Below are 21,793 nucleotides of genomic sequence, written 5' to 3'. Positions count from 1 at the left end.
CGGCCATTTTCATCTATCGAGGGAGAATAGCAGCAACAAACGCGCAGCTATTCCCCCAAAATCCAAATCATCACCGCCATGGCCAATGGCGCAGATCAGGCGTTTACATCAACGACCACACGCCCTTTGACCTGACCGTTCAGAATATCCCCCCCAAGCTTGGGCAGATCCGAAAGCGTCGCAGGAACCACCATCGCCTCAAGCTTGTCCATAGGCAGGTCTTTTGCGATCCGCTCCCATGCCCGCAGACGGTTATCATAGGGCTGCATCACGGAATCGATGCCCAGCAGGTTCACGCCGCGCAGCAAAAACGGGATAACACTTGCGGGCAAAGCCGCTCCGCCTGCCAAGCCCACAGCCGCTACCGAGGCACCATATTGCATCTGTCCCAACAACCGCGCCAGCATTTCACCGCCCACAGCATCCACACAACCGCCCCAGACTTCACCCTCCAGCGGGCGCTTGACCGTCTCGTTGAGCTCTTCGCGCGCTACAATTTTCGTAGCCCCCAAGGACGCCAGATAATCCCCTGTTTCGGGGCGCCCTGTGACAGCGGCCACCTCGCACCCCAGCGCGGCCAATATCGCCACCGCAACCGACCCTACGCCACCCGCAGCGCCCGTGACCAAAACCGGCCCCGATTTGATACCATGATCCTCAAGCGCCATTACCGCCAACATCGAGGTAAAGCCCGCTGTGCCCACGGCCATTGCCTGCCGCGCATCAAGCCCAGTTGGCAGCGGCACAAGCCAATCGGCTTTGACCCGCGCCTTTTGCGCATAGCCACCCCAATGCGCCTCTCCGACGCGCCAACCTGTCAGGACAACCTTGTCCCCGGCCTTGTACCGCCCATCTGATGACGCCTCTACAGTCCCTGAAAAATCAATGCCTGGAACATGCGGGTAATTGCGGACAAGCCCGCCACCGCCAGCGCTCATGCACAGGCCGTCCTTATAGTTCACGGTGGTATATTCCACCGCTACCAGAACCTCTCCTTCTGGCAGATCATCCACGGACATCGGCGCGATTGCCGTCGATGTCTGCCCCGCGTCGTCCTTGTTCACAATAAGTGCGTTAAACATTGTCTCTCCTTTTGGGGCAAAGCCCCGTTATATTATCTGATCAACCAAACGCCGGCGGCGTCACATGTCATGCGGCACGAACACCGGATCGCTCTCCGGCGGATCAATCGCCCTAGCGTGTAACATCGGGCTAATTTGACCGCGGTGCTGGGTCTGCTGGTTAGATACACGGGTCACGCAAAGACCTTTTTAGCAGCGTGGAACCCTACCCCATAGCATGCAAACTGTAACTTTATTTTCAAACCACAATACATTGATTTAAATATATTAATAGGCATTATATCCCCCTTCTAGATCATCCCTCTCCATCCCCTCTGATCACCTATGCAGGTCAATCCTCCCGACCAGCCAATGCCCCTCCCCAAAGGCGTTGCAAAAGTAATGTCAGACATTTAAAGTTTTGCCAAACATTAAATGTAAGACATATGAAACTTGATCCTGAAAACACTGCCGATCTCTCGGCGCAAATTGCCACATCAATCCGGGACGAGATCGTTTCGGGACGCCTGATCGTAGATGCGCGCCTGCCCTCGGAAGCTGAACTGGCCGACCATTTCGCGGTCTCGCGCCCGACTGTGCGCGAAGCGCTCAAACGGCTAGCCGCGCAATCGCTGATCCGAACACAGCGCGGCGCCACAGGAGGCGCGTTCGTCAATCGCCTCAGTTTTCCTGACGCCTACGCCCAGCAGATCACAACGTCGACGCTGTTGCTGTCCATGAACGACGTGAGCTTCGAGACCGCCTGCGAGGCGCGGTTCGCCCTTGAGCGGTCCTGTGCCATGCTAACGGCCCAACGGCGCAGCGCTGATCACCTTGCCGGTATGCGTGCTGAAATCCACCGCCAGTCCCAGCCAGAGCTGACCGATGTGGCATTTTGCGCCTCCGACATCGCATTTCACCGCGCATTGGTGGATGGTGCGGGCAATCCGGTCCTATCCTACCAACTTGCCGGTGCGGTAGAGGCCATGCAACCGCTGATGAACATGATCACCTTTGGTGCCCGTGACCGCGCACGCATCGTGGATTTGCATGTAAACATCGCCGATGCCGTGGAGGCCCGCGATGGCAAAGCCGTTAGCGCAGGCCTCACAGCACTCGAGGAAGAAACACAGCAGCTTGGCGCAGGTGTTTTTGCCGCTCGCGCCGCCCGCCCCTAGGATACGAAACCCATCATGCCCCTTGAACTGCGCGCCCCTTGCCTCTACTTGTGAGATGTCCTTCGGGACTATGGATATAAACGCGCTCGTAATAAGCGGTTCGGACCCGGGGGCGGTACCCGGCGACTCCACCAATCATCCGTCATTTGCGGATCATGGGGTCGAAACAGGATCGACGAACGTCTAAAGGGGTTAGCTTTATCTCGGCTGGGTGCCACCGTATCGGCCCAAAATGTACAATTGCAAATGACAATCGTGCTCCAATGGCGATGGCCGCGTAAGCGACCGGAACTATTGAAACCTTAAGTCCTAGCGTTTAGCGACCCTAGGCGGGGCCCGCCGGAGCCTGGCAACAGAATCCGGCACTTTCCCCTCTATATCAACACATTGCTCATCCACGTTGACGCCTTTCTTAGCCGGTGAGAGAGTGCCGCGAAAAGATATGGTGCGGGTTTTCGAGCGGACCGGCCTGTTTTCTCTTGGTGGGCCCGCGCAACGGATCACCCTGATGCACCGCGAATTGGTCGAAACCCGCGACTGTTCAAGCAAACACGGCTTTTGCGCGCGCTTGGCCTGTGCAGGTTTTGGTCGTCACGGTATTTTGTGCGCTCGCGCTCACGCTCATCTAACGGCAGGCCCTTTCATCCCGCCCGGAATCACCTATGATGATGCGAATAGAAAGAAACACAGGGGATAGGCCATGAGCCGCACCATCGATTATGGCAACCTCATGCATGACGCTATGCGCGGCCTTATCCGCAATGTATTGCAGGATGTTGCCGACAATGGGCTGCCAGGCGCGCACCATTTCTTTATCACCTTTGACACCTCGCACCCCGATGCCGAATTGGCCGACTGGCTGTCAGACCGCTATCCCGACGAGATGACGGTGGTCATGCAGCACTGGTATGACAACCTTGAGGTTACAAAGGACGGGTTCTCCATCACGTTGAATTTTGGCGATGCGCCCGAGCCACTTTATGTGCCCTACGACGCGATCCGGACCTTTGTCGATCCGTCGGTGGAATTCGGACTGCGGTTCGAACAGCAGGACGAGGAAAACGGCACCGCCGGCATCCATGAGGTTTCCGACGAAGACGAAGACGCCCTGCCCCAAATCGAAGAATCAGAACTAGAAGTCGAAGAAGCACCTGCAAAGGCCGCAGAAATCGTATCTTTGGACAGTTTTCGCAAAACATAAGGTGGCGCGATGCGCCGCTTGCGGCTAAACACGCTCTGACCATTCAAAGATCAGGAGCGCCCCATGGCCGATACCCGTACCGAGACCGATAGCTTTGGCCCGTTGGAAGTGCCGTCCGACAAATATTGGGGCGCACAGACACAACGCTCGATCATGAACTTCCCCATCGGCTGGGAAAAACAGCCCGTCGCCATCGTGCGCGCGCTTGGCGTGATCAAGCAAGCCTGCGCCGAGGCCAACATGGCCCAAGGATCGTTGGACGCAAAGCGCGGTGAAGCAATCGTTCAGGCCGCATCCGAAGTGGTGGCAGGCAAGTTTGACGATAACTTCCCGCTGGTGGTTTGGCAGACCGGTTCTGGCACACAATCCAACATGAACGCCAATGAGGTCATCGCGAACCGCGCGATTGAAATCATGGGCGGCGTCATCGGATCAAAAGACCCCGTGCACCCCAATGACCACTGCAACATGGGCCAATCGTCAAACGATACCTTCCCCACAGCCATGCACATCGCCACAGCGACCACCGCGCGCGATGTACTGCTGCCCGGTCTGAAAAAACTGCATGCAGCGCTGCAGGCCAAAGTCGAAGAATTTGACGGTATCATCAAAATCGGCCGTACCCACACCCAAGATGCCACCCCCCTGACGTTGAGCCAGGAGTTCTCGGGCTATACCCATCAGGTTGCCATGGGGATCAAACGCGTCGAAGAAGGTCTGGGCCGTATTTATGAGCTGGCCCAAGGCGGCACCGCCGTTGGCACCGGCCTGAACACCAAAAAAGGTTGGGCTGAAACTGTAGCTGCCAACATGGCGCGGATCTCTGGCCTGCCCTTCATCACAGCCCCTAACAAGTTCGAAGCGCTGGCCGCCCATGACGCGATGGTGGAAATCTCTGGCCATCTGAAAACCGTTGCCGCATCCCTGTTCAAGATCGCCAATGACATCCGCCTGCTCGGCTCTGGCCCGCGCTGCGGCTTGGGTGAACTGATCCTCCCCGAGAACGAGCCCGGCTCGTCCATCATGCCCGGTAAAGTGAACCCCACCCAATGCGAAGCGCTGACCCAAGTTTGCGCACATGTCTTTGGCAATGACGCCGCTGTCGGCTTTGCCGGTTCGCAAGGCCACTTCGAGCTGAACGTCTACAAGCCCATGATGGCCTATAATGTTCTGCAATCCATGCAGCTATTGGGCGACGCGGCCTCTGCGTTTACTGACAACCTTGTTGTAGGCCTTCAGGCGGACGCTGACCGTATCGAAAAACTGATGCGGGAGTCGTTGATGTTGGTCACTGCGCTGGCCCCTGAAATCGGCTATGACAATGCGACAAAGGTTGCCAAAACCGCGCATAAGAACGGCACCACACTGAAGGAAGAAGCAATCGCTTTGGGCTTTGTGGACAGCGAAACCTTTGACCGCGTCGTGCGCCCAGAAGATATGATCGGGCCAAAATGACCACTCCGCTGAACCTGAACAAATTTCGCAAGGAACGTGCGCGCGCCGATCGTAAGGCGCGCGCGGACGAAAATTCTGTTCGGTTCGGTGAAGGCAAAGCGCAAAAACAAGCGCGCAAAGCAAGCGAAGCGCAGGCCGTCCGCGTGTTGGACGGCCACAAACGCACCATATGAGCGCACGACCCGTCAAGCACTCTGTGACCTTGCACGGGCACCGCACCTCAATATCGCTCGAGGCCCCCTTTTGGGAAGAACTGCGCCTCATCGCAAAAGAAAAATCATTACCTATCAACGCATTAGTCGCGGAAATTGATGCTGAACGCGGCATGAATTCCGGTCTGGCCTCGGCCATCCGCGTTTATGTTCTTGAGACAATAAAAGCCCGCTAAACAAGCCATACCATTGGAAACGCGGGCCGGATCATCATCCCAAACAGACAAGAGCCGCCCCGCGTATTCATAAAGCCGTCATTGCAAATGCTTCACCGGTCAACCGATTGGCACGCCCTGCCTGCTATGCCACTGATGCGGCGTAGATCTTTTCGATGTTGGTGCCCAATACTTGGCTAAATTCAGCGTCGGACATTTGAAAAGTCAGCCCCTCGGCCAAGGCGCGGCTGAAGCTTGCGATCATCTTGGGGTTTTTGGATAGCAAGGCAGAGGCCTCATCCGTCGAATACCCGCCCGACAGCGCGACAACCCGCAGCACACGCGGATGATCGGCAAGCGTGTCATACAGCCCCGCCACAGTCGGGATCGTTAGCTTTAAAATTACATCAACATCAGCTGGCAAGGTATTGAGATGAGTTGAAATCTCAGCCTTCAGGATTTCCTCGGCCTCTGATTTCGTATCGCTATTAATGTCTACTTCCGGCTCAACAATCGGGACCAAACCAGCAGCAGCCACCTGACGTGCCACGTCGAATTGCTGCGCCACGACATCCGCAATCCCTTTGGCATTGGCCTCAAGGATCAAGGAACGTTCCTTGGTGCCAAAAATACCCTTTGTATTCGCCTTGGCCAAAAGTGCATCCAGATCGGGCATGGGTTTGAGCATTTGCACCCCGTCTGCCTGATCTGCGAGACCCTTGTCGATCTTCAGAAAGGGCACAACGCCACGATCTTCCCACAAGACCTCAGCGGTGGGTTTACCGTTGATATCGCTATCCATGGTACGTTCGAACAGGATCGCGCCAATCACCTTTTGCGATGAAAACGTGGGATCGGTGATGATCCGGCTACGCATGGCATGAACGGCGGCGTACATTTCCGCTTCACCACTATAATCGGATGGCTGGACCCCATAGGCCGCCAATGCCTTTGGCGTTGATCCCCCCGATTGATCCAACGCAGCAATAAAGCCGGGGTCAGTTGAAATACGGGTGCGTTGCGCATCTTTCGAGGACATATTGTTGCCTTTTGGTTCAGAAGTTTCCGATACAAGTCCTAGAACACTCATTCCCCCTGCGCCAGATGTCACAGCGATGTTATCGCAAACTAGTATACCTGTTAGCGCTCACGCCGCGTAAGAGATAGCCGAATCCCGTCTTTTGACCGTACCGTCAGGTGTGCAACAGGCACCGGAACGGCATTTGAAGCCACTTTATAGTCGCGTAGAATCCGACTCAAGATCAGGGGTCCTTCAATCATCGCAAAACCGGCACCGGGGCAAACCCGAGCGCCCGCGCTAAACGGTATAAACGCTTCGCGTTGACAGGTTTTACCATTTTCGGTGGCCCAGCGGGTCGGGTCAAAGCCGTCAGGATTATCCCATAACCGGTTGTGCCGATGTAGATGCCACGGGCTTACCACCAATTGCGCGCCCTTGGGCACGGTACGGTCGCGCATCTGTTGCGGGCAGGTGTTCTCACGCACCATCATCGGCACAGGCGGATAAAGGCGCAGTGTTTCGCGAAATACATCGCGGCTTAGCCGCAGTTTGGACATCACGTTGAAATCGCATGTCTCCATGGCCTGTGCTTCTGCTGCCAAACGGTCCTGCCATTCGGGATAAAGCGCCATCAGGTACAACGCCCAGGCAAGGGTCGAGGCGCTTGTCTCATGACCTGCAAGGAAGAATATCGCAACCTGATCCACCATTTCTTCGGTGCTAAAGGTCTCACCTGTTTGCGGATCAACTGTTGTCATGATCTTGGTCGCAAGATCATCGGGCGCGCTGCCGGCGTGAATGGCTTCGGCCCGATCCTGGGTGAGTTGTGTGATCAAGGCGCGGATGCGCGCCGCGCTGCGGGTTGTGTCCCGACGAAACAGCCGCGGCATCCAGCGCGGCAATGGAACAAGCGCCGCAAGGTTCAGGATCGGCTGGCTGCGTTGATAAGTTTTAAATTCCTCGAACACATCGCGCGCCAAATGGTGTTCAATCGGCAAGGAAAACAATGTGCGAAAAATCACATCCGCAGCGGCATGGCTGGTTTCTTCCTCAACCTCGATCTGCGTCCCTACCCGCGCATCGAGCCGCGCAGCACAGGCCTCTGCTGCGTCCCACATGGCAGGAAACGTCTCACGCAAACGCCCCCCTTCAAACGCAGGATCAATAATGCGGCGCTGGCGTTTCCATGTTTCACCATTGGTGACAAAGACCGAATTCCCCAGCAAAGGCCGTAGCCCTTCATTCACACGGGTCGATTTGGGGAAATCATCAGGGCGCTCTTTCAGGACCCGCGCCACCAGATCAGGCTGGTTGAGTAGATAGCTGCGGAAAAAAGGCGTGCGAAACTCGGCCATCCACGCGCGGTATAGCCTTGCCGGTTGTGCCGAAAGGATGTCTGCGCGGAATAGTTTGGCATACTGCCAAAGCGATACTCGATCCGGTCGGCTGGGGGGTTTGGGGGGCTGTATCACGTGCCTATGCTCGTAAATTTATTCACCGCTGCAGTGATCCGTGATCGGGAATGACCGCGACCGTGATAGCGCGCAGCCAGTGTTTGGGGGCCCGCCGTGATGCGGAAATAGTCATAATCGCGCGGGCGATCAAAGGCGCACATATATTGGAAATGCAGACGGAAGAACTTCCACCGCAGCGCCTTCCACCGCTCGGGGCTTAGCGTTTGGGTGAAGGCGGCGGAAAACACCAAAGGCCAACGTTGATCACTGGCGGCGACGCCACTCACCGCGACCGGATCGCATAGCGCAAAGGCGCAGCCATCCCCAGGTGCCGTCACATCTACCCATGTCAGCGCATCCGAACTGCCCAAATACGCAAGATCGCCCCGCAGCCGATGGGCATTCTCCAGAAAAGACACCATAGGCACCACCTGACCCAATGATAAAAACCCCAAGGCGGGGCCGTTCTTGGGCACCTTGCCTGCACGGATAAGATCTGCCAGCACGGATACCCCCAGATGCGCGCCCGATGAATGGCCAACCACCAGCACTTCATCCACATCATCTGCCAGCGCCTCGGCAATCGCATCACCGAACTCAGCCATGCGCGCCTCTAACGCAGGCGTATTCGCGCCGCGTGTCGCAGCACCATAAGCATAGTCATGCATCAGGTAATAAGCGAAAAACTTGCCATCTTTGGCCTTGAACCAACGCAACAGCCCGATAAACACAGCAAGCCCGATCAAAACGGCAATCGCCGATGCCGCCCCCGCCAGCAGCGGGGTTAAAACCGCCGTGATCACATAGAAGGACACCCTTCCAGCCAGATAGGCCAGCAACAGCTGCCCAAGAAGCATCAAGACAGGGTAAAGCGCGGCCAGCACCGGACCTTTGCGCAACCGCATCAACCGCCATAGCGCGCCACTGCCCATATAAACCCAAGCAGTGCGTAAAAGCTGACCATAGGTGCCGATGATCGAGGTATCCATGCTGTCGCGGACGATATCGGACCAGACCAATACATCAACGCTCGCAGCGACCTCGCTGCCCTCTATCGACGCTGCCACATCCCAACCGTATCGCGCCCCGCCCTGACGGGCATGAAGGACGATATCATAGCCCGATATCGCCGCCTGTGCTGCGGATTCTTTGCGGTAAAGTTCGCGGTAGCGGCGCGGATGGATGGGGTCATAGCCGGGGATGTAGAACACCCGCCGGCGCGACACTGGATTGTCAGGGACAGCCATGGGTCTGCATCAGGCCTCGTTATTGTTTGGCCAATGCTAGCGTGCGTTTTCGGCCAAAGTAAGGCCTTTGGTTAACCCAAATTCCCCAGCGCCGGGAAACTTTCCAACAACCAGAAGCTAAAGGTGGTGAATGCACCTGTAAGCATCGCAATCCCCACAACCAAAAGCAGCAACCCCATGCCGCGCTCGATCGCTTTCATATGGCGTTTGAGGTGGTTCATCACACCGGTTGCACGGCTCATGAACATCGCGGCCAGCAGGAAGGGAATGCCCAGACCCAGCGCATAGACACCCAACAAAAGCGTGCCTCGTGCCACCGAAGCCTCACCCGCCGCAAGCGACAGGATCGCGCCAAGTTGCGGGCCGATGCAAGGCGTCCAGCCAAAGGCGAACGCAAGACCAAGAACATAGGCACCAAAGGATGATCCGCCTTTGTCACCCGCATCCAGACGGGCTTCGCGCTCAAGAAACGGGATGCGGAATATTCCAAGGAAATGGATACCGAAGATAATCACCACAACACCCGATATCTGGCTGAACAGGATCTGGTTTTGCAGGAAAAACGCGCCAAAAGCCGATGCCGTAAACCCGAGGATCAGGAAAACCGTGCTAAGCCCCATGACAAAGAACAACGCCGCCATGGTTGCCTTGCGGCGTGCGACCTTTTCCGAACTCATATCATTGAGGCTAACGCCGCTCATATAAGCCAGATACGGCGGCACAATGGGCAGCACACAGGGCGACAGGAAACTAATCACACCCGCCACAAGGGCGATGGTGATCGCGGGAAGAAGACTTGCGTCTATGATATCGATTCCAAACATATGCCACAGCTATACGCTGGATCGCGGACCGTCACCTGTCAGATGGTCACAAGGTTGTGGACAGGCTGTAACATGCAGCCTACATCCAGATGCATGATACATGACCTTGATGCCACGGGCCTGCTGTGCCCCCTTCCCGTCCTCAAAGCCCGCAAACGTCTGGCCGGATTGGCCGCCGGCGACCGCTTGCGCCTGCGCGCGGATGATCCCGCAGCAGTCATTGATGTGCCTCATTATTGCGCGGAATCCGGTCACATGCTGATCGAGAGCACCCAAGAAGGCGACACGCAGATCTATCTGATCGAAAAATCCGGTTAAATCCGGCGACACAAAACAAAAAAGGCAGGCGCTATGCCTGCCTTTTCTCGTTTCAGGATGCGGCGGGCTTACCCGCGTCCAAGTGACCACCACCCCTTGCGACGCGGCTTGGCCGCTTCTTCTGCAGGGGCTTCAGCGGCTTTTTCCTCGACCGCAGCACTGACCACTGGATCTGCTGCAGGCTCGGACGCAGGCATTGGTGCTGCTTCGGCCGGTTTGACCTCTGCTACCTCAGGCTCTGCTTTCGGAGCTTCGGCCTTTGGTTCTACTTTTGCCGGCTCGGCTTTCGGCTCCTCAACAGCGGCTTCAGCCTTGGTCGGTGCTACCGCGTCATCAGCTTCTGGTGCTGCTGCCGCTTTCTTGGTTGTAGTCGTACGCGGCTTACGCGGCGCACGGGGTTTGGGCGCAGGTTTGGCCTTTGGCTCTGCTTCGGTTTCGCCCTTCGCAGGTGCATCCGCCCCTGTGGCCTCTGCCTCAGCTGCGGCTGCCGCTTCGGCGGCAATTGCCGCTTTGGTCTTGCGCGGTGCACGGGTGCGCTTGGGCTTTGGTGCCGGTTCTTCTGCGGCTTCCGGCGCAGCCTCAGTGGCTTCTTCTGGCGCAGCGGTCACTTCGGCAACCGGGGTTGGCTCTTCCTTTGGCTTGCGCGTGCGAGAACGGCTACGGGTTTTGGGCTTGGCCGCCTCTTCCCCATCGGGTGTCGCCGGCGTTTCAGTGGCCGCTTCTTCTGCCTTGGCTTCACCCTCGGCAGATTGCGCGTCTGATTGCGTTTCTTCGTTTTGCGTCTCTTCAGTGGTCGTACGGCCACCACGGCTGCGACGACGACGACGACGCTTACGCTTTGGTTTGGCCTCACCATCCTCACCGACGGTTGCAGATTGATGACCACCCTCAGCTGTTTTGGCCTCTTCTGCCCGATCCGCAGCCTCCGCTGCTTCGGCTGCGGCGGCATCGGCTTCGTCGATCTGATCCATCAACGATGTATCTACGGATACAACATGGTTGGACGCAGCCACCACGCGGGTCGCCGTCTTGAATTTCTCCATCGAGAAATCAGGGCTGACCAAATGGGGGTCCCCCTCGATCCGGACGCTCATGCCGTAACGGGCTTCGATATGCGCGATATGTTCGCGCTTCTGGTTCATCAAGAAGTTGGCGATCCCGATAGGAGCCTTGATCAATACCTCACGAGAACGGCGGCGTGTGCCTTCTTCCTCGATGGCGCGCAGGATCGACAGCGCAAGGTTGTCGTCCGAACGGATCAGGCCGGTACCATGACAGGCGTGACAAGGCTGTGTTGTCGCCTCGATCATGCCAGGGCGCAGACGCTGACGGGACATTTCCATCAGGCCAAAGCCGGAGATGCGGCCCACCTGAATGCGCGCGCGGTCCGTCTTGAGCTTGTCCTTCATCATTTTTTCGACGGCAGAGTTATTGCGCCGCTCGTCCATGTCGATGAAGTCGATCACGATCAGGCCCGCAAGGTCACGCAACCGCAGCTGACGTGCCACTTCGGCAGCAGCTTCAAGGTTGGTCTTCAGAGCGGTCTGCTCGATGCTGCCCTCTTTCGTCGCACGGCCCGAGTTCACGTCAACGGCCACAAGCGCCTCGGTGGTGTCGATCACGATATAGCCGCCCGAGGGAAGCTGAACCGTGGGATTGAACATCCCCGCAAGGTAGCCTTCAACCTGATAGCGCGCGAACAGAGGCAGCGTTTCCTCATAGCGCTTCACGTTTTTCGCGTGGGACGGCATGATCATCTTCATGAAGTCCTTGGCGATGCGGTAGCCGCGCTCACCCTCGACAAAGACTTCGTCGATGTCGCGGTTATACAAATCGCGGATCGAGCGTTTGATCAGATCGCCTTCTTCGTAGATCTTGGCAGGCGCGATGGATTTCAACGTCAGCTCGCGGATCTGCTCCCACATACGTTGCAGATACTCATAGTCGCGCTTGATCTCGGCCTTGGTGCGCTTGGCCCCTGCTGTACGCACAATAAGGCCGGCACCTTGCGGCACTTCGATCTCTTGCGCGATTTCTTTGAGCTTTTTGCGGTCGGCAGCATTGGTGATCTTGCGACTGATGCCACCGCCACGGGCTGTGTTCGGCATCAAAACGCAATAACGCCCTGCCAGCGACAGGTAGGTCGTTAAAGCAGCGCCTTTGTTGCCGCGTTCTTCCTTGACGACCTGAACCAGCAAAATCTGGCGTACCTTGATAACTTCCTGAATTTTATAGCGGCGAGGACGGGGTTTACGTACTGGACGGATGTCTTCGCTGTCGTCTTCATCCGCGACCGATTCAATGGTCTCGTCTTTTTCGGCAGCATCACTTTTGCCAGCCTCTGAGGCGTCATCGTCGCTGTCATCACTGTCAGCTTCTTCGCTTGTCTCAGGTGTTTCGACAGGGGATTCCTTGACCCGCTCCATCGGCGAAGACGCCTCATCCTCGGACACATCTTCCTCGTCCAGATCGACGGTTTCCATGCCGTCAATCTCGGTTGAGGTCTTTGCATCCTCGGTGACTGCTTCTTCTGCCTTGGGCTTGCGTGATCGTGTGCGGCGCTTGGGCTTTGGCTCTTCTTCATCCTTAGCGGCTTGCGCTTTGGCATAGGCCCGCTCTTCTTCCAGCAGCGCCTCGCGGTCGGCTACAGGAATCTGGTAGTAATCAGGGTGGATTTCCGAGAACGCAAGGAACCCGTGACGGTTGCCGCCGTAGTCGACAAAGGCCGCCTGAAGCGACGGCTCTACGCGCGTTACCTTGGCGAGATAGATATTGCCGGCCAGCTGGCGGCGATTCTCGGATTCGAAATCGAATTCCTCGACTTTGTTTCCGTCGACCACAACAACGCGGGTTTCTTCCGCGTGGGTGGCATCGATAAGCATTTTCTTAGGCATTTTACTCTTCTGCACAGGCGCGACGGCGCTGGCCTCCCTAAGGGGGCTAGGCGGTGCGATATGTGTCTTGTCAGGGCGATGTATGACGGCACAGCGGTGCAGGCCCGTAGGCCGCTCCCGATACTGTATTCAGTTTTTGCGCGCGTCATCGCGGTTCTTCTCCGATGCAGGGTGCGCAACCCGAACAGGCAGGGCGCGCCGAACATCCATTAAAAACTGTGTCATTTCCGGCGATAAACCATCAAATTCCATCAGCGTCTCACTGCCGTTTCCGGCACTATCGGTCTGTGGCACATCCGATATGTCGGATGGCAACAGCGAAACTCATCTTTCGGGGTACATAGGTGGCGTATTTCACGCGAGCTATGCCCTTCGTCCTAAGTAAAAGCACGCGGGGTGCAAACACAATGGGCAATCACGCTCAAATACGTGCAAACCCGTAATTAGAATGAAATTCTGCGAGGATATGCTCATGGTTTCCCCATGCATGCATGTTGCCGCCCGAGTTTATTAGGGATACGGTTATTTGAAACAATCAAGGTGCATGCGCACCAATGCTGCACTTCAGGAGACACAATGACGTTACTTTCCCGCCCCGCCGTATTTGGCTGTATGGCTGCCCTCGCCCTCACTGCATGTGATGTGGCCGAGTTCGATAAAGATCCCGAAGTACGCCGCGAAGCACGCGCAGCACGTACCTGCATCAGCGCCGTGAAGAACCAGACCAAATCGGACGCAACGCTCAACACTACCCTGCCCGTGATCGAGGTAAACCAATATATCGTTGATGCGCCCGCTTTGCAGGAACGCTGGATGTGCCTGACCGATGATGAAGGCAACGCGCAGCAATTGGTAAAAATGGACGCCAGCTAAAGCTTTTTAGCGCAATACACGACATTCAACAAAAAGGGGCGCATCCGATGCGCCCCTTTTTCGTAGATCATTACGAACAGGTTACAGGTAGTCGGATCGCTGCAACTGATATTTGGCCATTTTTTCGTTCAACGTCCGGCGCGGCAGACAAAGTTCATCCATGACACTGGCGATTGACCCTTTGTGCCGGCGCATGGTGTTGTCGATCAGCATACGTTCAAAGGCTTCCACATATTCTTTGAGCGGCTTGCCTTCTGTTGTCATCACCTGCTGCATCTCGTCATGATCCGACATCAACAGCGACGCGATAGTGCCCGAACCGCGGCGCGATTGCAGAACAGCACGCTCTGCCACATTGATCAGCTGGCGCACATTACCCGGCCAAGGGGCCTGTAGCAGCTGCGCGGCCTCTTGTGCGGTGACTTGAGGCGCTTCACAGCCATATTCATCCGCGAACTGGTCACTCAGACGGGTGAACAGGGTCAAGATATCTTCGCCACGCTGGCGCAGCGGTGGAACGGTAATCCGCAAGGCCGCCAATCGGTAAAAGAGATCAGAGCGCAGCACATCCTCGGATGTGCGCCCTGCCTCCTGCAGGTTTGATATCGCCACGATGCGTGTTTCCGCAGGGGTCCCCTGTTCGTTGATCGCGGAAAGCAAACGTGCCTGCAAAGTCTCTGAAAGCGCCTCGACATCCTCAAGAACAAGCGTTCCGCCGCGCGCCTGCTCGATCGCGGGCAATTGCGCATCCTCGGGCATCATCGGGCCGAACAAACGCTTGGCCAACGCCTCTTCTTCAAAGGCGGACGCGCTGACCAGAACAAATTTCTTACCCGCACGGCTACCGACTGCATGCAGCGCATGTGCCACCAGCGTCTTGCCCGTGCCCGTTTCACCGTCAATCAGGACATGACCATCAGCCTGCCCCAGATCAAGGATATCCTCGCGCAAACGCTCCATAACGGGGCTTTGGCCAATCAGCTTTTTCATCAGCTGCCCACCATCGCTCAGCTCGCGGCGCAGCAGACGGTTATCCATCACCAAACGGCGCGATGCTGTCGCCTTTTTGGCAAGCTCGCTCATCCGGTCGGGATTGAACGGTTTTTCGAGAAAATCAAACGCCCCTACACGCATGGCTTCGACGGCCATGGGCACGTCGCCGTGACCAGTGATCATGATCACCGGCAAGGCAGAATCCGAACCCATCAGTTTTTTCAGAAACTGCATACCGTCCATGCCCGGCATCTTGATATCAGAGATCACAATGCCCGGATAATCCGGCCCCAATACCTTGAGCGCATCCTCAGCGCTTGGAAAGGTTTCCGTGTCATAGCCTGACAAGGCCAGCCATTGGCTGATGGACTGCCGCATATCCTGCTCGTCATCCACAATCGCAATCTTCATCGCCTGAGCCATTATATTACTCCGCCGCTTGTGTTTCTCTTTTGCCATCATAGACCGGCAATTGTATCTCGAATACCGCGCCGCCCCCTTGGCCGTTGCGCGCCGTCAGTCGACCACCAAGGTCGCTGACAATCCCCGACGAAATGGCAAGGCCAAGCCCCACCCCATCGCCGGGCTGTTTGGTAGTGTAGAACGGCTCAAAGAGCGCATCCAAGTCTTCAATCCCCGGACCGTTGTCGCGCACTGTCAATGTTACTGTCTCTCCTGCGCTCAACATAATCTCTACTTTCGGGCTCCGCTCTGATTTGGTGGCATCCAATGCGTTGCGCAAGAGGTTGACCAAAACCTGTTCCAACCGCATCCGGTCACCCAACGTATACACCGGCGTATCAGGCAGGATTTGCGCGATCTGCACCTGCCTCTGACGTAGCTGCGGCTCCATCATCGACAAGGACCCACTGAGCGCATCCGCCATATTTACCGGAGAAAAGGCCTCTTGCCCCTTGCGGGCATAGGATTTCAACTGGCGGGTGATGGCCCCCATACGTTCGATCAAGTCGTCAATGCGCCCGAAACTGCTGAGCGCCTCATCGGGGCGGTTGCGGCGCAAAAGCAGGCGTGCGCCTGCCAGATATGTTTTCATTGCTGCAAGCGGTTGGTTCAATTCATGGCTTACCGCCGCCGACATTTCGCCCAATGCTGCCAGTTTGCTTGATTGCTCCAGTGTCTGTTCCGCCACAGCCAGCGTTTCCTGCACGCGCTTACGCTCAGCGATTTCCCGCTGGAGTGCGGCGTTCAATGCGCGAAGCTCTGCCGACTCGCGTTGGAAAATCGCCGCGCGGCCCGCCGTACGGCGGCTGAGGAAATAGAAGGCCAGCGCCAACAGGATCGCGAATCCCATAACCTCAAGCGCAAGCACCCCGTTCACACGTTCGCGTACGCTGGCGTATGTGGTGTAGCTCACCATCCGCCAGCCGCGAAAATTGACCCGTGCATCCAGACGCATCACCGCCTCGCCCTGTAGATAGGCATCGGGCGGCAAGGCAGTCCAATCTGCGGTTGCCTGAATTGCACGCTCGATCGCGCTTTGAGGGGTCTGGTTTGCCAGCGCTTCTGCTTCTGTCTCCCCGCGCCAACGCGGTTCGGTCGCCAAAAGAATTTGCCCCGTGCTGTCAGTCACGATGACCGCGTCGGAAATCCCCGCCCATGCGCGTTCGAATTTCTTGAGATCGACCTCTACCGCAATCACGCCAATGGTGTTGCCACCATTCTGGATACGGCGGGAATAAAAGAATCCATACCCCCCTGTTTCCAGCTCGATCACACTGAAGATGGTCGAATTCGCCCGAATGGCATCCACAAAATATGCCTCGGACCGAAAAGACGAACCAAGGCGGTTGCGATCCGTGGCCGCAACAATGCGCCCGTCATTATCCAACAACATCAAAGATGCAGCGCCGATTTCCTCAACAAAGGAGATCAACCGCTGGGTAGAAAGCGAATAATCGGCACTTTCCAATGCAGAAATAAGCGTAGGGTCACGGCCCAAAAGCTGCGGCACAATCGCGTTCTGTCGCAGTTCGGCCAGAAGGTTGCCGCCATAAAGCGCGATGCGCAATTCGGCACGGTTGCGTGTGCTTTCGGTGAAACGATCTGTCAAAAGCCGGTTGGTGATCGAGATGACAACAATCGCCAACACCAAAAGGCCAACTAATGCGATGCGCACCCGCCAGCTGATTGCCGACGGCTGCCATGTATCGGGATCACGGAATTGGGTTTGGTCCATTCCTGCACTCTATCACACAGTAAAGCGTGCTCAAGTCAGGCTGTGGTCAGTGCACCCGCCAATGCGCGGAAGAGCGCCACACCATCGGTGCCACCATGGCCAGCATCCGCTGCCCGCTCGGGGTGCGGCATCATACCAAGCACGCGGCGGTTGTCCGACAGGATGCCTGCGATATCATCGCGTGCGCCGTTCGGGTTGTCCGTGTAGGTAAAGGCCACACGGTCCTCGCCCTTCAGCATCGCCAAAGTGTCGTCATCCGCGAAATAATTGCCATCGTGGTGGGCAATCGGAATGTCGATCACATCACCAGCGTTATAGCCTGCGGTGAAATCGGATGCCGAAGTCTCGACCTTCAAACCAACGGTCTTGCAAATATATTTCAGCCCTGCGTTGCGCAACAAGGCACCAGGCAGCAGGCCGGTTTCGGTCAGGACCTGAAAACCGTTACAAATCCCCAAAACATACCCACCGCGTCCGGCATGGGCCGCAACGGATTTGCAGATCGGAGAGTTTGCCGCAATCGCGCCACAACGCAGATAGTCGCCATAAGAAAACCCGCCCGGAACGCCGACAATGTCGACACCTTCGGGCAGTTCGCTGTCCTTGTGCCAGACCATGGTGACATCGGCACCGGCCTGCTCAAAAGCGACAGCCAGATCGCGGTCACAATTGGACCCGGGAAATACAACGACAGCAGCGCGCATCAGGCCAGCTCCACCGAATAGCTTTCGATCACCGTATTCGCTAGCAGCTTTTCACACATCTGCTCAACGTCAGCCTCTGTGGCACCGTCGGCCAGATCCAGCTCGATCACTTTGCCTTGGCGAACGCCTTGCACACCGTCAAAGCCCATGGCCCCAAGCGCGTGGCGCACGGCCTCGCCTTGCGGGTCCAGAACACCGTTTTTCAACATCACATGCACCCGAGCTTTCATCGTGCCACACCCTTTTCTTTCGTTTCCAGATCCGACGCAGGCGTCAGTTGATCAGCGTTGGTTTTGTAATCGGCGTTGAGGTTTTAGGCATAACACCCAACCGTTTAGCCACTTCTGTATAAGCATCCGTGAGCGACCCCAGATCGCGGCGGAACACATCTTTGTCCAGCTTTTCACCGGTCTCGATGTCCCACAAACGGCAGCTATCCGGCGAAATCTCGTCTGCAACGATCAAACGCTGGAAGTCACCATCAAACACACGGCCAATCTCGATCTTGAAATCGACCAGTTTGATACCGACACCGTACATGACACCGGACATGAAATCATTCACCCGCAGCGCGAGGCTCAGGATGTCTTCCATGTCTTGCTGGCTGGCCCAACCAAAGGCTGCGATGTGCTCTTCGCTGACCAACGGATCGCCGAGGGAATCATCCTTGAGGCAATATTCCACGATCGGGCGCGGCAATTGCGTGCCTTCTTCAATGCCCAACCGCTTGGACATGGTGCCCGCAGCATAGTTGCGCACGATCACTTCCAGCGGCACGATCTCGACCTGACGGACCAGTTGCTCGCGCATATTGAGTCGCTTGATGAAATGCGTCGGTACGCCGATCTGGTTCAGACCAGTCATAAAATACTCGGACAAACGGTTGTTCAGGACACCTTTGCCGTCGATCACGTCCTTTTTCTGCGCATTGAACGCAGTGGCGTCATCTTTGAAGTATTGCACAATCGTGCCAGGCTCCGGGCCTTCATAGAGAATCTTTGCTTTGCCTTCGTAGATTTTCTTGCGGCGGGCCATGGGCGTCCCCTGTCTGGATGGGTGCGGGACAGTCCCGCTGCGTGTTTGCGCCTCTCTTAGTGTATGGGCGGGTGTGCTGCAAGCTTCCAGCGCTGACATCGGCTGCAAGCCATGGACACGCCGGCATTTTGAGGCCACCTCATAAACAAGATGAAGAATATGAAGTTGCACTCAAGTCCAGCACATGAAAGCAGCGCAGGGAAATCTTCAGGACATATTCCCATGAGCAATCTTTTTGACGATCTACTTGCCGAAAAAGGCTTCCTGCTGGCCGATGGGGCTACGGGCACCAACCTGTTCAACATGGGTCTGGAATCAGGCGAGCCGCCAGAGTTCTGGAATACAGAAAAGCCGGATAATATCCTCAAGCTCTATCGCGGCGCTGTGAATGCGGGCTCGGACCTGTTTCTGACCAACAGCTTCGGCGCCAATGCCTCGCGCCTGAAACTGCACAATGCGGCCAAACGCGCCCATGAGCTGAGCCGCGTCGCAGCCGAGCTGGCCCGCGAAGTCGCCGACACCGCAGGGCGCAAGGTCATCGTTGCAGGCTCCGTCGGTCCCACGGGCGAGATCATGGAGCCCGTAGGCACGCTCAGCCATGCCAGCGCTGTCGAGATGTTCCATGAGACGGCAGACGGACTAAAAGCAGGCGGTGCCGACATTGGATGGCTCGAGACAATCTCGGCCCCCGAAGAATACCGCGCCGCGGCCGAAGGCTTTGCGCTGGCTGGTCTTCCCTGGGTCGGCACCATGAGCTTTGACACCGCAGGGCGCACGATGATGGGCCTTACCTCTGCCGGCATGGTCGAAATGGTTGGCCAGATGCAGGCCGCCCCGCTGGCCTATGGGGCCAACTGCGGCACCGGCGCATCCGATCTGCTGCGCACCGTGTTGGGATTTGCCACTGCGGGTGCCACCCACCCGCTTGTTGCCAAAGGCAATGCAGGCATTCCCAAATACCACGATGGCCACATCCACTATGACGGCACGCCCGAATTGATGGCAACCTATGCCGTGATGGCGCGCAACTGCGGCGCGCAGGTCATCGGCGGATGCTGTGGCACCATGCCCGCCCACCTCGAAAAGATGCGCGAAGCTCTGGACAGCACCCCAAAAGGCAGCCTGCCCGAACTGGCCGAGATCTCCAGCGCTCTTGGCGCGTTCTCTTCCGAAAGCGACGGCACAGACGGCGCTGGCCCCACCCGTGCGCCACGCAGAAGCCGCCGACGCGCCTGAGCAAGTAAAATCTGCGACACCGCGTCGCGGCTTGCCGCTGTGAGGTCGCAAATGATTTAGTATTTTGGTCGCAACCTGCGAAAACAGAATTTACCAGGTTCAAAAGCCCAGCAATAAAGGGGAATGCCATGTCTGACGAAGACGAAATCATCCTGTCCGAACTCGACGACGAAGAACTTGTCCAGCAAATGTTCGACGACCTGTATGACGGTCTCAAAGAAGAGATCGAAGAAGGCGTGAACATCCTGCTCGAACGCAAATGGGCCCCTTACGACATCCTGACCAAAGCGCTTGTCGGTGGCATGACCATCGTAGGAGCGGATTTCCGCGATGGCATCCTTTTTGTGCCCGAAGTGCTGCTGGCCGCCAACGCCATGAAAGGCGGTATGTCTATCCTCAAACCGCTGCTGGCCGAAACCGGTGCCCCCCGCGTCGGCAAAATGGTTATTGGCACGGTAAAGGGCGACATCCACGATATCGGCAAGAACCTTGTCGGCATGATGATGGAAGGGGCCGGCTTCGAAGTAGTCGATCTTGGCATCAACAACTCCGTCGAAGCCTACCTCGAAGCGATGGAAAAAGAAGGCCCTGACATCCTCGGCATGTCCGCGCTACTGACAACCACAATGCCCTACATGAAGGTCGTGATCGACACGATGGTCGAACAAGGCATCCGCGACGACTATATCGTGCTGGTCGGCGGCGCGCCCCTGAACGAAGAATTCGGCAAAGCCATCGGTGCAGACGCCTATTGTCGTGACGCAGCCGTGGCTGTGGAGACAGCAAAAGAGTGGGTCGGCCGCAAACACAACAGCATAAACGCCTGATCCTGGCATATGCGCTTCCCCAAAGGCCCTGCATGATGCGGGGCCTTTTTTCGTGGCTCATCCCCGCCTATCTTACAAAGGTAAAGGAGACATCCATGCCAATCCAATCCTTCGCTCTTCTTCTTGCTGCTGTGATATCAGCCAGCGGCATCACCCTCTGGGCTATATCCCTTGGCGGTGCCAGCCTCATGGCCCTTCCCCTTCCTGCCCTTACGATTGCAACCATCGCGGCGCGGGTTGCTCTCAAATGACCCTTAGTGACACCCAACTGACCGAGGCAGGCCTGCCCCTCGCTGCGCAGCAAGGGCGTGTCCTGATCATTGCCTGCGGCGCCCTCGCCCGCGAAATCCTAGATCTAAAAGCCGCAAACGGCTGGACCCATCTGGACCTTACCTGCCTGCCGGCCAACTATCACCTCTACCCCGACAAAATCACCGATGCCGTGCGCAATGCTGTCGCCAAACATCGCGACTCTTACGCCGACATCTTCGTCGCCTATGCCGACTGCGGCACAGGCGGCCACTTGCAAGCCGCCTGCAAAGAACTTGGCGTGCAGATGATAGCAGGGCCTCATTGCTACAGCTTTTTTGAAGGCAACGACCGCTTCGCCGCCTCCAGCGCCGATGAAATCACGACCTTCTACCTAACCGATTTTCTCGTTCGGCAATTCGACGCATTTATCATCAAACCCATGGGGCTCGATCGCCATCCCGAACTGCGCGACATGTATTTCGCCAATTACGAAAAACTCGTCTATCAATCCCAAACAGAAGACCCTGCCCTGCTCGCCCGGGCCAAAATCTGTGCAGATCGCCTCGGCCTTGCGTTTGAACACCGGCATACCGGCTACGGCGACCTGAAAACCGCCCTCTCAAACCTCTGATCCCTATTTTCTCTAGCCGGAAATA

23 protein-coding genes and 1 other RNA gene are annotated in these 21,793 nt (G+C 56.9%); 12 read left to right on the top strand and 12 right to left on the bottom strand.

What is annotated here, in order from left to right:
* Nucleotides 1-95 precede the first annotated feature (95 nt).
* On the bottom strand, nucleotides 96-1,082 hold the full coding sequence (gene acuI / locus ABJM03_RS10610) for an acryloyl-CoA reductase (RefSeq protein WP_348417359.1): 987 nt from the start codon (nucleotides 1,080-1,082) through the stop codon (nucleotides 96-98).
* 425 nt (nucleotides 1,083-1,507) lie between these two features.
* Here acuI and ABJM03_RS10605 point away from each other — a divergent pair, with 425 nt between their 5' ends.
* The 6 genes from ABJM03_RS10605 (at nucleotide 1,508) to ABJM03_RS10580 (ending at nucleotide 5,283) form a co-directional block, all read left to right on the top strand.
* Complete coding sequence (locus ABJM03_RS10605; protein WP_348417358.1) at nucleotides 1,508-2,239, top strand: FCD domain-containing protein; 732 nt, start codon at nucleotides 1,508-1,510, stop codon at nucleotides 2,237-2,239.
* A gap of 18 nt (nucleotides 2,240-2,257) precedes the next feature.
* Nucleotides 2,258-2,606, top strand: a transfer-messenger RNA (tmRNA) gene (gene ssrA / locus ABJM03_RS10600).
* 333 nt (nucleotides 2,607-2,939) lie between these two features.
* Entirely contained in the window at nucleotides 2,940-3,440 is a 501-nt protein-coding gene (locus ABJM03_RS10595; RefSeq protein ID WP_348417357.1) for a ClpXP protease specificity-enhancing factor SspB, read from the top strand.
* Nucleotides 3,441-3,503: 63 nt separating this feature from the next.
* Nucleotides 3,504-4,895, top strand: coding sequence for a class II fumarate hydratase (gene fumC / locus ABJM03_RS10590; RefSeq protein ID WP_348417356.1), 1,392 nt, complete (start codon nucleotides 3,504-3,506; stop codon nucleotides 4,893-4,895).
* Nucleotides 4,892-5,068 (top strand): DUF4169 family protein, encoded by a 177-nt coding sequence (locus ABJM03_RS10585; protein WP_348417355.1) that lies wholly within the window; start codon nucleotides 4,892-4,894, stop codon nucleotides 5,066-5,068. Before fumC ends, ABJM03_RS10585 begins: the two co-directional genes overlap by 4 nt.
* Nucleotides 5,065-5,283 (top strand): ribbon-helix-helix domain-containing protein, encoded by a 219-nt coding sequence (locus ABJM03_RS10580; protein ID WP_348417354.1) that lies wholly within the window; start codon nucleotides 5,065-5,067, stop codon nucleotides 5,281-5,283. Before ABJM03_RS10585 ends, ABJM03_RS10580 begins: the two co-directional genes overlap by 4 nt.
* 124 nt (nucleotides 5,284-5,407) lie before the next feature.
* On the opposite strand, the gene ABJM03_RS10575 is transcribed toward ABJM03_RS10580, so the two are convergent.
* The 4 genes from ABJM03_RS10575 to ABJM03_RS10560 all read right to left on the bottom strand — a co-directional run bounded on the left by ABJM03_RS10575 (nucleotide 5,408) and on the right by ABJM03_RS10560 (nucleotide 9,808).
* On the bottom strand, nucleotides 5,408-6,301 hold the full coding sequence (locus ABJM03_RS10575) for a fructose bisphosphate aldolase (protein ID WP_348417353.1): 894 nt from the start codon (nucleotides 6,299-6,301) through the stop codon (nucleotides 5,408-5,410).
* 101 nt (nucleotides 6,302-6,402) lie between these two features.
* On the bottom strand, nucleotides 6,403-7,755 hold the full coding sequence (locus ABJM03_RS10570) for a cytochrome P450 (protein WP_348417352.1): 1,353 nt from the start codon (nucleotides 7,753-7,755) through the stop codon (nucleotides 6,403-6,405).
* The gene (locus tag ABJM03_RS10565; protein ID WP_348417351.1) at nucleotides 7,752-8,984 is read right to left on the bottom strand and encodes a hypothetical protein; all 1,233 of its coding nucleotides are present in this window, start codon (nucleotides 8,982-8,984) and stop codon (nucleotides 7,752-7,754) included. The genes ABJM03_RS10570 and ABJM03_RS10565 overlap by 4 nt, the downstream gene beginning before the upstream one ends.
* 71 nt (nucleotides 8,985-9,055) lie before the next feature.
* Complete coding sequence (locus ABJM03_RS10560; RefSeq protein WP_348417350.1) at nucleotides 9,056-9,808, bottom strand: cytochrome c biogenesis protein CcdA; 753 nt, start codon at nucleotides 9,806-9,808, stop codon at nucleotides 9,056-9,058.
* Between the two features lie 72 nt (nucleotides 9,809-9,880).
* Between ABJM03_RS10560 and ABJM03_RS10555 the strand changes: the two genes are divergently transcribed.
* Entirely contained in the window at nucleotides 9,881-10,126 is a 246-nt protein-coding gene (locus tag ABJM03_RS10555) for a sulfurtransferase TusA family protein (protein WP_348417349.1), read from the top strand.
* Nucleotides 10,127-10,194: 68 nt separating this feature from the next.
* Here the strand turns inward: ABJM03_RS10555 and ABJM03_RS10550 are convergent, their stop codons facing one another.
* Both ABJM03_RS10550 and ABJM03_RS10545 read right to left on the bottom strand, forming a co-directional pair.
* Nucleotides 10,195-13,020 (bottom strand): ribonuclease E/G, encoded by a 2,826-nt coding sequence (locus tag ABJM03_RS10550; RefSeq protein ID WP_348417348.1) that lies wholly within the window; start codon nucleotides 13,018-13,020, stop codon nucleotides 10,195-10,197.
* Nucleotides 13,021-13,149: 129 nt separating this feature from the next.
* Nucleotides 13,150-13,335, bottom strand: coding sequence for a hypothetical protein (locus tag ABJM03_RS10545; protein ID WP_348417347.1), 186 nt, complete (start codon nucleotides 13,333-13,335; stop codon nucleotides 13,150-13,152).
* Between the two features lie 261 nt (nucleotides 13,336-13,596).
* Here ABJM03_RS10545 and ABJM03_RS10540 point away from each other — a divergent pair, with 261 nt between their 5' ends.
* Nucleotides 13,597-13,893 (top strand): hypothetical protein, encoded by a 297-nt coding sequence (locus tag ABJM03_RS10540; RefSeq protein WP_348417346.1) that lies wholly within the window; start codon nucleotides 13,597-13,599, stop codon nucleotides 13,891-13,893.
* Nucleotides 13,894-13,974: 81 nt separating this feature from the next.
* Here ABJM03_RS10540 and ABJM03_RS10535 read toward each other — a convergent pair whose 3' ends face one another.
* From ABJM03_RS10535 to purC, 5 genes are read right to left on the bottom strand one after another with little or no spacing between them, the layout of a single operon-like run.
* Nucleotides 13,975-15,309, bottom strand: a complete 1,335-nt coding sequence (locus ABJM03_RS10535) for a sigma-54 dependent transcriptional regulator (protein ID WP_348417345.1) — start codon at nucleotides 15,307-15,309, stop codon at nucleotides 13,975-13,977.
* Nucleotides 15,310-15,313: 4 nt separating this feature from the next.
* Complete coding sequence (locus ABJM03_RS10530; RefSeq protein WP_348417344.1) at nucleotides 15,314-17,083, bottom strand: ATP-binding protein; 1,770 nt, start codon at nucleotides 17,081-17,083, stop codon at nucleotides 15,314-15,316.
* A 35-nt stretch (nucleotides 17,084-17,118) separates the two neighbouring features.
* Nucleotides 17,119-17,787: a phosphoribosylformylglycinamidine synthase subunit PurQ gene (purQ, locus tag ABJM03_RS10525; protein WP_348417343.1), complete on the bottom strand. Its 669-nt coding sequence runs from the start codon at nucleotides 17,785-17,787 to the stop codon at nucleotides 17,119-17,121.
* Entirely contained in the window at nucleotides 17,787-18,017 is a 231-nt protein-coding gene (purS, locus tag ABJM03_RS10520; protein WP_348417342.1) for a phosphoribosylformylglycinamidine synthase subunit PurS, read from the bottom strand. The genes purQ and purS overlap by 1 nt, the downstream gene beginning before the upstream one ends.
* A gap of 43 nt (nucleotides 18,018-18,060) precedes the next feature.
* The gene (gene purC / locus ABJM03_RS10515) at nucleotides 18,061-18,822 is read right to left on the bottom strand and encodes a phosphoribosylaminoimidazolesuccinocarboxamide synthase (RefSeq protein WP_348417341.1); all 762 of its coding nucleotides are present in this window, start codon (nucleotides 18,820-18,822) and stop codon (nucleotides 18,061-18,063) included.
* A 222-nt stretch (nucleotides 18,823-19,044) separates the two neighbouring features.
* On the opposite strand from purC, the gene bmt reads away from it, so the two are divergent.
* From bmt to ABJM03_RS10495, 4 genes are all read left to right on the top strand, one after another.
* Complete coding sequence (bmt, locus tag ABJM03_RS10510) at nucleotides 19,045-20,058, top strand: betaine--homocysteine S-methyltransferase (RefSeq protein WP_348417340.1); 1,014 nt, start codon at nucleotides 19,045-19,047, stop codon at nucleotides 20,056-20,058.
* 128 nt (nucleotides 20,059-20,186) lie between these two features.
* The gene (locus ABJM03_RS10505) at nucleotides 20,187-20,885 is read left to right on the top strand and encodes a B12-binding domain-containing protein (RefSeq protein WP_348417339.1); all 699 of its coding nucleotides are present in this window, start codon (nucleotides 20,187-20,189) and stop codon (nucleotides 20,883-20,885) included.
* Between the two features lie 95 nt (nucleotides 20,886-20,980).
* Nucleotides 20,981-21,136 carry a hypothetical protein gene (locus ABJM03_RS10500; RefSeq protein WP_348417338.1) on the top strand — a complete coding sequence of 52 codons (156 nt, stop codon included), beginning with the start codon at nucleotides 20,981-20,983 and terminating at the stop codon, nucleotides 21,134-21,136.
* Nucleotides 21,133-21,768: a DUF1638 domain-containing protein gene (locus ABJM03_RS10495; RefSeq protein ID WP_348417337.1), complete on the top strand. Its 636-nt coding sequence runs from the start codon at nucleotides 21,133-21,135 to the stop codon at nucleotides 21,766-21,768. The genes ABJM03_RS10500 and ABJM03_RS10495 overlap by 4 nt, the downstream gene beginning before the upstream one ends.
* Nucleotides 21,769-21,793 lie beyond the last annotated feature (25 nt).

It is taken from the genome of Sulfitobacter sp., from assembly GCF_039977885.1.
Lineage (GTDB): Bacteria > Pseudomonadota > Alphaproteobacteria > Rhodobacterales > Rhodobacteraceae > Sulfitobacter.
The sequence above is the reverse complement of the archived record's forward strand: the minus strand, read 5'-3'. Positions and strand labels throughout refer to the sequence as shown.